Annotated in this window: 7 protein-coding genes; 6 read left to right on the top strand and 1 reads right to left on the bottom strand. The window is 42.3% G+C overall.

Going from position 1 to position 11,525, the window contains the following annotated elements; genetic code table 11:
* Positions 1–76: 76 nt before the first annotated feature.
* Entirely contained in the window at positions 77–241 is a 165-nt protein-coding gene (locus QUA53_RS09435; RefSeq protein WP_333096605.1) for a hypothetical protein, read from the bottom strand.
* A 269-nt stretch (positions 242–510) separates the two neighbouring features.
* Between QUA53_RS09435 and QUA53_RS09430 the strand changes: the two genes are divergently transcribed.
* The 6 genes from QUA53_RS09430 to QUA53_RS09405 all read left to right on the top strand — a co-directional run bounded on the left by QUA53_RS09430 (position 511) and on the right by QUA53_RS09405 (position 11,278).
* Entirely contained in the window at positions 511–4,455 is a 3,945-nt protein-coding gene (locus tag QUA53_RS09430) for a PAS domain S-box protein (protein ID WP_333248810.1), read from the top strand.
* Between the two features lie 7 nt (positions 4,456–4,462).
* Entirely contained in the window at positions 4,463–5,887 is a 1,425-nt protein-coding gene (locus QUA53_RS09425; protein ID WP_333096603.1) for a response regulator, read from the top strand.
* A gap of 215 nt (positions 5,888–6,102) precedes the next feature.
* Complete coding sequence (locus tag QUA53_RS09420) at positions 6,103–6,495, top strand: response regulator (RefSeq protein ID WP_333096600.1); 393 nt, start codon at positions 6,103–6,105, stop codon at positions 6,493–6,495.
* On the top strand, positions 6,492–9,062 hold the full coding sequence (locus QUA53_RS09415) for a response regulator (protein WP_333096598.1): 2,571 nt from the start codon (positions 6,492–6,494) through the stop codon (positions 9,060–9,062). The genes QUA53_RS09420 and QUA53_RS09415 overlap by 4 nt, the downstream gene beginning before the upstream one ends.
* Positions 9,037–10,707, top strand: coding sequence for an adenylate/guanylate cyclase domain-containing protein (locus QUA53_RS09410; RefSeq protein ID WP_333096597.1), 1,671 nt, complete (start codon positions 9,037–9,039; stop codon positions 10,705–10,707). Before QUA53_RS09415 ends, QUA53_RS09410 begins: the two co-directional genes overlap by 26 nt.
* A gap of 55 nt (positions 10,708–10,762) precedes the next feature.
* On the top strand, positions 10,763–11,278 hold the full coding sequence (locus QUA53_RS09405) for a DUF1499 domain-containing protein (protein WP_333096595.1): 516 nt from the start codon (positions 10,763–10,765) through the stop codon (positions 11,276–11,278).
* The last annotated feature ends 247 nt before the right edge of the window (positions 11,279–11,525 follow it).

Genomic DNA, 11,525 nt, shown 5'->3' with positions numbered 1-11,525 from the left:
AGATTTTGTGTCATGGCGAACGTAGGGAAGCACTCTTACACCCTTGATTTAAGGCTCTTGAGTGCGTAAGCCCTGATTAAGTTAGTTGGCGATGCCAGGGGTAATCCTCACCTTGGTTTTTCACAGCAATACTTCGTTCGATCCTGGAGATGCAGTAAAAAACCAGGTGGTTGAGCGAAGCCGAAACCCCCTGTCTGGGGTCGGAGTGCGATCGCGAACTGTAAGTTTGTAAGTAGGTCATCGCAAAATTACCATAGTATCTTATCAGAGAGGGTTTAGTTAAAATCCACGATCGAAGCGAGTAGATAAGTCTTCTCACCTCCCGAACCATGTAATGTTTATTTGCACCTACTTAGTGACGACGAAAGTCCTCAAAACTCTTAAAGGTCTAGATCGAACAATTTCACCATTAGTGATTGACCGGATTTGATATTACTCGCTCGTCTCTCGCTCCAAGATTTTAACATCTACTAATTTAAACGGCCAATTCTAATTACTTTTAGGATGAATATGTTTCCTAAACCCCTCAATCGTTTGGCTACAAAATTTATCGGCAAAGCTCCATTACAAACGGTGCTACTGGTTCCTTTTTTAGTGCAAATTGTCGGCACTGTAGGAGTTGTAGGTTGGCTATCTTTCCAAAACGGTCAGCGGGCAGTCAACGAGGTTGCCGCTCAGTTGCGGGGAGAAATTAGCGATCGCATCAAAGACCGCATGGAACATTATATGTCAATTCCCCACATAGTCAATCACCTGAACGTTCAAGGAATAAAATTGGGGCAGTTGAACCTAGAAGACAGCCAAAAACTAGAACATCATTTCCTCGAACAAATTCAATATTTTGATTCGATCAGCATCATTTACACAGGTAAAGAAAATGGAGAACATTCGGGAGCAATCCGCACTAAAGAGCGGACTTTGATATCTGCTGCCGACAGCTCTACTGGCAATAAATTAGCTCGGTATACTGCTGACTCTCAGGGAACCCGCGTTCAATTAGTGCAAATTTCACCCAATACTTACGACCCGCGAATTCGACCTTGGTACAGAGCTGCCGCTGCCGCAAAAAAACCAATTTGGACTCCAATCTATACAGATTTCTTGACTAGGGAACTGGCAATTACTGCTGCTATGCCTATCTACGATGACGCTGGCAAGCTGATAGGAGTAGCTGGTAGCGATGTGCTGTTTTCTCGCATCAAAGAATTTCTCGTCAGCCTCAAAATTGGTAAATCGGGACAAACTTTTGTCATGGAGCGATCGGGGATGTTAATTGCCACTTCAACGGCGAGCGCAGAATTTGTGGTGGAAGGTAAAGAAACAAGACGCATCAAAGCTTCAGAAAGCGACAATTCGGTAATTAGACAAACCGCACAGCATTTAGATAAACACTACGACAGCTTAGCTAAAATCAATAGTTCTCAACAGCTTACTTTTGATGTTGACGGCAAGCGAAATTTTATTCAGGTAGCTCCTTTTAAAGACGATCGAGGGTTGGATTGGCTGATTGTAGTAGTTGTACCCGAGTCTGACTTTATGGAGCAAATTAACCTCAACACGCGCACGACTTTTTTACTGTCGCTTGCAGCTTTGATGGGGGCGACAATCCTGGGAACTCTTACTGCTAAATGGGTTGTTCAGCCGATTTTAAGATTGAATGCAGCGGCGAAAGCTTTGGCGCGGAATAAATGGGATACAAAGCTCACTCTAAATCGCGAAGATGAGCTCGGAGAACTTGCAACTGCTTTTAACAGCATGGCAGAGCAATTGCAGCATTCATTTACTTCCCTCTCAGAAAGCGAAAGCCGACTCAAACAATTTCTCAATGCAGTACCGCTAGGGATTTTTATTGCAGAGCCAAACGGTCAACCTCACTACATTAACCCTACAGGAGAAAAAATTTTATCTCAAGGAATTGTGGCAGCAGATGCCGAAAAGTTGCGCCAATTATACAGAGTTTATTTAGCTGGAACTCAGGAAATTTACCCGGCGGAACGCGACCCAATTTTAAATGCTTTGCAGGGCAAAAGTGTAACAGTTGATGACATTGAAATCTTCTCCAATAACAAAACTGTTCCCCTGCAAGTTTGGGGGACTCCTATTTACGACTCCCAAGGAAATATTATTTACGGAATGTGCGCTTTTCAAAATATTACGAAACGGAAACTAGCGGAGAAGTTATTAAGGGCATACAACCAAAATTTAGCAGTGCAAGTTGCACAACGCACCGCCGATCTTGCTAAGGCAAAAGAAAAGTTTTCCAAAGCTTTTCGTTCGAGTCCGAATGCGATTACAATTACAAGAATTCGTGACGGTTGCCACCTAGAAGTTAATGATAGTTTTTGCCGGATGATGGGCTACACCCAGGAAGAAATTATCGGTAAAACAGCGGTAGAACTCAATTTTTGGGCGAGTTTGAAAGAGCGTGACCGCATGATTCAAATGTTAAAAGACAAGACAGCACTTCACAATTATGAGCTGAGGTTTCGCAATAAAAATGGTACAGAAAGAACGGCACTGCTGTCGATAGAAACCATCAATATTGACGGAGAAGCTTGTTTTTTGTCTATTTCTAGCGATATTACCGAGCGCCAAAAAGCAGAAACTGCCCTCCGGGAAGCAGAAGAAAAGTACCGCAACATTTATGAAAATGCTTTGAATGGAATTTTCCAAACTGCTATTGACGGGAAATACATCAGCGCTAACCCCGCTTTAGCTCAGCTTTATGGTTATGAATGCCCCGCAGAATTAATAGCAGCACAGCCGAATTTCAATAACCAGCTTTACGTGAAACCCAACCGCCGCGACGAATTTGCAGCGCTGATGACCGAGTACGGGATACTATCAAACTTTGAATCGGAAATTTACCGCAAAGATGGCAGCATAATCTGGATTTCGGAAAATTGTCGCGCTGTCTGCGATGAAGCAGGAAATTTACTTTACTACGAAGGTTTTATTAAAGACATTACTGATAACAAACAAGCTGAAATAAAAATGCAGCAGGCGAAAGAAGCGGCCGAAGCAGCAAATAAAGCTAAGAGTACCTTTCTCGCTAATATGAGCCACGAATTGCGATCGCCCCTGAACGCGGTCATCGGCTTTGCTCAAGTCCTGATTCGCAGTCAAACGTTGTCTCAGGAAAATCAAGAAAATGTCGGAATTATCCTGCGGAGTGGCGAACATTTACTGGCTTTAATTAACCAAGTTTTAGACTTGTCAAAAATCGAAGCCGGACGCACGACGCTTAATGCAAAAAGCTTCGATCTGTACCAATTAATCGACGATTTAGAAGATATGTTTGCTCTCAAAGCTGAGCAAAAATGTTTGCAACTAATGTTCGACACAGACGCAGAAGTTCCCCATTACATTTGTACTGATGAAGTTAAATTGCGGCAAGTCTTAATTAATTTGCTCAATAATGCGATTAAATTTACCTCTGAAGGGAGAGTGTCGGTGAAAGTCAAAGGAGGAAGGCGGCATATACATAAAAACAGCACTGACCAATTGCCCGGCCGCTACTGGCTGCATTTTGAAGTCCAAGATACTGGTGCAGGCATTGCGCCTGAGGAAATCGATCAGTTGTTTGAAGCATTTGTGCAGACGAAAACAGGTAAAGATTCTCAGGAAGGAACGGGTTTAGGTTTAGCTATTAGCCGCCAGTTCGTGCAATTAATGGGAGGTGAAATTACTGCGAGCAGCGATATCGGAAAGGGTGCATTATTTCAGTTTGATATCCAAGTTAATCTGGTTGAAGCTAGTGATATTGAAAGCAAAAAAACTCAACGTCGAGTTGTTGCCCTCGAACCGAATCAGCCGAGTTATCGCTTGCTAATTGTGGACGACAAACCTTTAAATCGCCAACTGTTAGTAAAACTTCTCAGTCCACTCGGATTTGAGTTGAGAGAAGCAAATAACGGTAAAGAAGCGGTTGATATTTTTATGGAGTGGGAACCGCATCTGATTTGGATGGACATGAGAATGCCTGTCATGGACGGCTATGAGGCAACGAAACAGATTAAAACTACAACTGGCGGGCAAGCAACGGCGATTGTTGCCCTAACTGCTAGCGTTTTGGAGGAAGAACGGGCGGTGATTCTTTCGGCGGGTTGCGATGATTTTATGCGGAAACCGTTCCGCGAGGAGGATATTTTTGTGGCAATGGGAAAACATTTAGGAGTACGCTATATTTATGAAGATTCAACCGCAGTAAGTGCCGCAGGTGTAGAGGAGTCAAGTCAGGAGGTGCTGACACCGGAGGCTTTTGCCTCTCTTTCTCCAGACTGGATGGCCCAATTCAAGCAAAGTATTTTGAGTGTAGACATGGAGGCGATCGCAACTTCGATCGCACAAATCGGCACTGTCAATCCCTCTCTTGCGGGCAAGCTTCAAGATTGCATTAATAATTTTGAATATGACAGAATTTTGAACATAATCGAACTCAGCGAAAAACAGTAAATACCAGATGATTTCAACTTTACCTAAAACCAATCGAGCTAATATTTTAGTAGTAGACGATACACCAGAAAACCTGCGGCTGCTGACCGGAATTTTGAGCGAAAAAGGCTATCAAGTTCGCCCCGTACCCAATGGCAAGCTAGCATTGTCTGCTGCTCAAAAAATACCCCCAGATATAGTGCTGCTGGATATTCTGATGCCAGAAATGGACGGTTATCAAGTTTGTCAGCAACTCAAAGCTTCTGAAATTACCAAAGACATTCCTGTTATTTTTATTAGTGCGATTAATGACGTGCTGGATAAAGTTAAAGCTTTTGCAGTGGGCGGAGTTGACTTTATTACTAAACCGTTTCAGGTTGAAGAAGTTTTAGCCCGGATAGAAACTCATTTAAAAATTTGTTCACTGCAACAAACTTTGCAACAGAAAAATCAAGATTTAGCAATGGCACTCCACCAACTGCAAGCCGCCCAAGATCACTTGATTCAATCGGAAAAAATGGCAGCACTGGGACAACTGATTGCTGGCATTGCCCACGAAATCAATACCCCCCTGGGCATTATAGGTTCCTCTATTAATAATATAGCTAATTTTTCCGACGAATTTTTAGAAAATTTCCCTGAAATTTATCAACAACTTTCTGAGGAAAGCAAAGCTTATTTTTTAGCTTTACTGTACAGAGCAACCCATCAAGAAGTTTTATTTACAAGCCGAGAGAAACGCAAATTTAAGCAGCAGTTGGCGGCGGATTTGATGGCAGAATATGTTGAAAACGCCGAAGAAATTGCGGATACTTTAGTTGACATGGAAATTTACGAAAAAATAGAAGAATTCTTGCCGCTTTTTAAATCCCCGGATTGGGAAGTGGTTTTAAATAGTGCTTACCAGTTTGCAAGCTTTAAAAAAAGTATTAGCCTGATCCAAAGAGCAACAGCGAAGTCTGGGAAAGTAGTATTTGCCTTAAAAACCTACGCTCATTTTGATAGCAAACCAGAAAAAGTCCAGGCGAACTTGCACGATGGCATTGAAACGGTGTTAACCCTTTATCAAAATCAACTGAAACATGGTATAGAAGTAGTTAAAAACTATGGAGATTTACCCCAAATAATGTGCTATCCCGATGACTTAAATCAAGTTTGGACGAATCTCGTTCATAATGCCCTGCAAGCAATGGATTATAAAGGTATTTTGATAATTGAAACTCGGCAGCAAGAGGCAAATATTTTCCTCAAGTTTACTGATAGCGGCAAAGGTATTCCCTTAGAAGTTATTCCCAAAATTTTTCAACCGTTTTTTACGACTAAATCTGCAGGCGAAGGTAGCGGTTTGGGATTGGATATTGTGAGAAAAATTGTGGAAAAACACGAAGGCACAATTGCTGTAGATTCTGTACCGGGGCAGACAACTTTTACAGTCTCGCTGCCTATTTATTAAACAAAACTTACCTGCAAGGGGGCAGATTCCCGATGACACCCGTCGCTGTCTCGCTGACAAATACAAGATTTATTACCAGAAACCGGGCCGATCTTCGGAAGTCCTATTAAAATAAGAAAGATAGGGGACATATATCCTGCATCGTTGCCCGAAATCAATAATGTAAAAGCAAGTCATGTCAGTAAACCTACTAAAATTTCAGCGGATAGGAAAAGATGAATAAGCCTATAATTCTTTGCGTTGATGATGAACCGGATATCTTGAATACTCTCAAGATGCAGCTAAAAAAGGAATTTAAAAATAATTACTTTTATGAATTAGCTGAAAGTGGTGATGAAGCCTTAGATTTACTGGAGAATTTTCAAGAAAAAGCTCAGGTGATTGTGGTTGTTTCTGATTGGCTGATGCCGGGAATTAAAGGTGACGAACTTTTAATTAAAGTTCACCAAAAATATCCTAAAATTATTAAGGTGATGTTGACGGGACAAGCGGATGCAGCGGCTGTTCAGCGGGCAGTAGAAGAAGCAGATTTATACTGTTGTTTGTACAAACCCTGGAAAAGCAAAGACTTAATAGAGACTATAAAATCTGGGCTGGCTAAGTTATGAAAAAACCTGTGATTGTTTGTATTGATGATGAACCTGACGTTTTGAATAGTTTAAAGATTGAACTGAAAAAGGCGATCGGCGATCGGTGTATAATTGAAACCGCTGAAGGGGGGGCTGATGCTTTAGAGTTGTTGGCTGATTTGCAGGCAGATGAATACGAGATTGCGTTGGTGCTTTCCGATTATATCATGCCCGATATTAAAGGAGATGAACTGCTGAGAAGAATTCACGAAAGCTCGCCGGAGACGCTGACTATTATGCTAACGGGGCAAGCAGATTTGGAAGCCCTGAGCAATGCTATTAAGTATGCTAAATTGTACCGTTATATTCCTAAACCTTGGCAAAATGAAGACTTAAAATTAACCGTAGTAGAAGCAGTTCACAGTTATTTGCAAGATCAAAAGTTAACTGATGAAATTCATAAGCGCCAAGAAGTAAACGAGGAGTTAAAGCTAGTAAATGAGGCGCTGTCTGCGAGTGAAAGCCGCCTGAGTCAATTTTTAGAAGCTTTGCCAGTGGGGGTATCTGTTTATCATCCCGATGGCTCGATCGCCTATTTCAACCAAGCAGCGCGGGATTTGCTGGGTGCAGACACTATCCCGGAAAGCACTGCGGAACAATTAGCTGCTACTTATCAACTTTATGTTGCCAATACTGATGAGCTGTACCCGCCGGATAATCTGCCAATTTTGCGCGCACTGAAAGGAGAATCTGTCAAGGTTGACGATGTAGAAATCTGTCAAGAGGGCAAAAGAATTGCGATCGAGATCAATACCACGCCGATTTTTGACGCTAGCGGAAATATTGTTTATGCGATCGCAGCTTTTCAAGATATTAGCGATCGCAAACAATCCGAAAAAATACTAGCAGAATACCAGCACACCTTAGAAGCCCAAATTGATGAACGCACAGAACAACTGCAACAAGCCGCATTAGCTGCTGAAGCAGCAAACAAAGCTAAAAGCACGTTTCTGGCTAATATGAGCCACGAGTTACGCACCCCTCTCAATTCTATACTCGGCTTTGCACAAATCATGGAACCCAGCCCGGATCTTACTGTCGAAAACCGAGAAAATATGAGAATTATTCGCCGTAGTGGCGAACACTTGCTCACCTTGATCAATGAAGTCTTAGACTTGTCAAAAATCGAAGCAGGGCGGATGACACTTAACCCCACAGACTTCGACCTCTACCGCTTGCTTGACGATTTGCAAGATATGTTTCAACTGCAGGTTGAGAATCAAGAATTGCAGTTGCGTTTTCAGCGCAATGCTGACGTTCCTCAGTACGTGCGAACCGATGATATTAAACTGCGACAAGTGCTGATTAATCTTCTGAGTAATGCGATTAACTTTACGCAAACAGGCGAAATTATTTTAAGAGTTATAAAGTTAGAAAAATCGGGATTTCTGGATTTATTGGATAGTCCCACAGCTTGCTTTGATACCACAAGAAGTATTCGGGATTTTTCGAGAACTAGCAGTGATCTCGCAACGGTTCGATGGAGGGATGAGGCTGATAATTCAACTGTGCCTGGTTTTTTCCTTCTGTTTGAAATTCAAGATACAGGAGTTGGCATGGCTCCGGAAGAATTGGGCAATATTTTTAAGGCTTTTGTGCAAACAGCTTCCGGTCAAAAAAATCAGAAAGGTACGGGTTTAGGATTGAAGATCAGCCGTCAGTTTGTCCGCCTGATGGGAGGAGAGATTGTTGTAGAAAGTCAACTGGAACTCGGCACCACTTTTAAATTTGAAATTCCAGTCGGTGCAGTTTATGCTGCTGAGCTTCCAGATCGGCAACTTAACCGCGAAGTTAGTGGGTTAGAGCCCAATCAACTGTGCTACCGGATTTTAGTTGTGGACGATCGCGAAGACAACCGCCAACTTTTAGTCAAAATGCTTTCTCCTTTAGGTTTCGGGGTGGAACAAGCAACCAACGGCCAGGAAGCAATAGAAATGTGGGAAACTTGGCATCCGCACTTAATTTTGATGGATGTGCGAATGCCAGTGATGGACGGCTACGAAGCTACTAAACAAATTAAGGCTAGAATCAAGCAGAGAGAGCAACAGCAGCAAGGAAATGGAGAAACCAATATTTCCCATCCCGACTCGCCGATTCCAAAGATTATTGCTTTGACAGCTAGTACAATTGAAGGGAGGCAAGCGTTTGCTTTATTGGTCGGCTGCGACGATTTTATTAGCAAACCTTTCCGCAAAACAGATATATTTGATACTATCCACAAACATTTGGGGGTGAAGTATATCTACTCTAACTCAACGGACTCGATCTCTATAGGCGATCGAAATAATTTACCTGGCTCCCTCCCTAATGCTGCGCTTGCTTATTTACCTACACTTCCCGCAGAATGGATAGACAACATGAAGCAGGTAATCCGCAGTGCTGATTTTGACTTAATTGTCAGGACAATCGACGAAATAAGGGAGCCTCATCCTGAATTGGCGGAAATCCTCCAGGGTCATCTCAATAATTTTGATTACCAGAAAATTCTCAATTTAATTGCCGAGGCGGAGGAATCAGATAATGCAGATGAAGGCGGAACAAACTGAAAACTATCAAGCAGATATTTTAGTAGTTGACGATACGCCAGATAATCTGCGTTTGTTGATTAGAATTTTGCAAAAAAATGGCTATAAAGTTCGCCCTGTTACTAATGGTTTTTCGGCGTTAGATGCTATTCAATCTAGCGCACCAGATTTGATTTTACTCGATATTATGATGCCGGATATTGACGGCTACGAACTATGTAAAAAATTAAAATCACAATCGCAATTTAGGGAAATTCCCATTATTTTTCTCAGCGCGCTAGAAGAAGGAATAAATAAAGCAAAAGCTTTTGAAGTGGGCGGAGCCGATTATATCACCAAACCTTTTCAGGTAAAAGAAGTATTGGCGCGAGTGAGCAATCAACTTACGGTGCGTTCATTGCAAATTCAATTGCAAGAAAAAAATCAAAAATTGACCGCTCAAAATATCCAGTTGCACCAGGAAATCGCTGAACGCCACCAGGTGGAAATGGAAACAAGATTGCTGCTTCAAGCCACTCAAGCTATTAGCAAATCTGATGATTTTGAGTCGGGTATAGATGTAATTTTAGGTTTAATTTGCCAAACTATTGAATGGAATCTGGGCGAAGCTTGGATTCCTTGCAGTGATGGCTTTTTAAAATGCGCTACAGGCAGGTACGTCAGCGACTTGAGTTTTGCTGAATTCCGACAAACAAGTTGGCAGTTAATTTTTGCTCCCGGTGTGGGACTCCCAGGCAGGATTTGGCAGTCGCAGCATTCTGAATGGATCGATGATGTTTCTAGTGCACCGGAACAAGTTTTTTTACGAGCAGAAATTGCGGCTAGTGTGGGATTGAAAGCGGCTTTTGGGGTGCCAATATTGGCGGACAACCAAGTGTTAGCTATTTTGATTTTTTATCGCAAAAAAGTTCTGAAATGTCAGCCGCGCTTGTTGGAATTAGTGAGCGCGGTTGCTACGCAGCTCGGTTCGTTGATTCAGCGGAAACAAGCTGAAGCAGCGCTGAAAGTGCAGCAAGGACAAACCGAGAAGTTGCTGCTGAATATTTTACCGAAACCTATTGCGGATCGTTTGCAAAAAGAGCAAAAGTTGATAGCGGAGCATTTTGATGAGGTGAGCGTCTTGTTTGCTGATTTGGTTGGTTTTACAGAGTTTTCGGCTCACAAAAGTCCGACGCAGTTGGTAGAAATTTTGAACGGGATTTTCTCGGAGTTCGATAGGTTGTCTGAATTGCACGGGTTGGAAAAGATTAAGACGATTGGGGATGCTTACATGGTGGTTGGGGGTTTGCCGACGCCGCGGAAGGATCACTCTGAGGCGATCGCACTTTTAGCTTTGGAGATGCAGGCAGCTTTGAGGAGGTTTAATGCCAAAATGGGAGAAAATTTTCAATTGAGGCTTGGAATTGACAGCGGTTCGGTGGTGGCTGGAATTATTGGAATTAGTAAATTTAGCTACGATTTGTGGGGGGATACTGTTAATGTTGCTTCACGCATGGAATCTAACGGATTGCCTGGTAAAATTCAAGTAACGGCGGCGACTTACGAGCGTTTGAAAGAGCAGTTTGTTTTGGAAGAACGGGGTCATATCCCGATTAAAGGTAAAGGAAGAATGCTGACTTACTGGTTAATTGAAGAAAAAAAAAATCTTTTTAATTTTTTGATGTAAATTTCAATTAATATGAAAAGTAGACCGCATTTATACTTTCAGGAGGGCTAATCCTTTGCAAACAGTTGAAACAAAATCGCCGACAGCGTGGAAAAAAGTCCTGGTTATTTTAATATCACTGCTAGCAGTAGCGGTACTGTCGATCGCTACTTTTATCGCTATACCCGGAGAAAAAACAATGTTTGCTGGAACAAGACCTACCAATATCGGGATTCAGTCAGGAAAACTCGCAGCGTGCCCGAATTCCCCCAACTGCGTCAGCAGCTTCAGTCAAGATGCCGAACACAAAATTGAGCCTTTGGCATACACTTCGTCCGCTGCAGAAGCTATGGTAAAGCTAAAAGGGGTAATCGAGTCCTATGGAAAAACTAAAATTATCACGGCAAGTGATAATTACTTGTATGCGGAGTTCACCAGTGCTTTGATGGGGTTTGTTGATGACGTTGAATTTTTGGTAGATGATGCAGCAAAAGTCATCCATGTGCGATCGGCTTCGCGTCTGGGACAGTCAGATATGGGAGTTAACCGCAGTCGGATAGAAGCTATCAAAACTCAATTCAATCAACTTTAAACTTAAAATTTCTAGCTTTCCTGAAGCCCCTCTCGTGCAAGATGAGGGGCTTCGATCTTTTGGTAGTACTATGTAATGCTGATTTTTCACCACATAGTTAACAATTATTAACAGTAGGCACAATGCAAAGGAGTATCCTGCAAGGGGAATAGGACGCAGCAAGGCAGTATCCCTACGGTTGGCATTGAGTTTTAATACTTGTTATAAGATTGACGATTGTAGAGTTTTACAATCTTTAAAATAGCTG

This window comes from Microcoleus sp. Pol12B3 (assembly GCF_036701355.1).
Lineage (GTDB): Bacteria > Cyanobacteriota > Cyanobacteriia > Cyanobacteriales > Microcoleaceae > Microcoleus.
This window is presented reverse-complemented; position numbering and strand designations above follow the sequence as displayed.

Coding starts and splice junctions, on each gene's coding strand:
- QUA53_RS09435 (WP_333096605.1), bottom strand. CDS start 241: ATGACCTACTTACAAACTTACAGTTCGCGATCGCACTCCGACCCCAGA.
- QUA53_RS09430 (WP_333248810.1), top strand. CDS start 511: ATGTTTCCTAAACCCCTCAATCGTTTGGCTACAAAATTTATCGGCAAA.
- QUA53_RS09425 (WP_333096603.1), top strand. CDS start 4,463: ATGATTTCAACTTTACCTAAAACCAATCGAGCTAATATTTTAGTAGTA.
- QUA53_RS09420 (WP_333096600.1), top strand. CDS start 6,103: ATGAATAAGCCTATAATTCTTTGCGTTGATGATGAACCGGATATCTTG.
- QUA53_RS09415 (WP_333096598.1), top strand. CDS start 6,492: ATGAAAAAACCTGTGATTGTTTGTATTGATGATGAACCTGACGTTTTG.
- QUA53_RS09410 (WP_333096597.1), top strand. CDS start 9,037: ATGCAGATGAAGGCGGAACAAACTGAAAACTATCAAGCAGATATTTTA.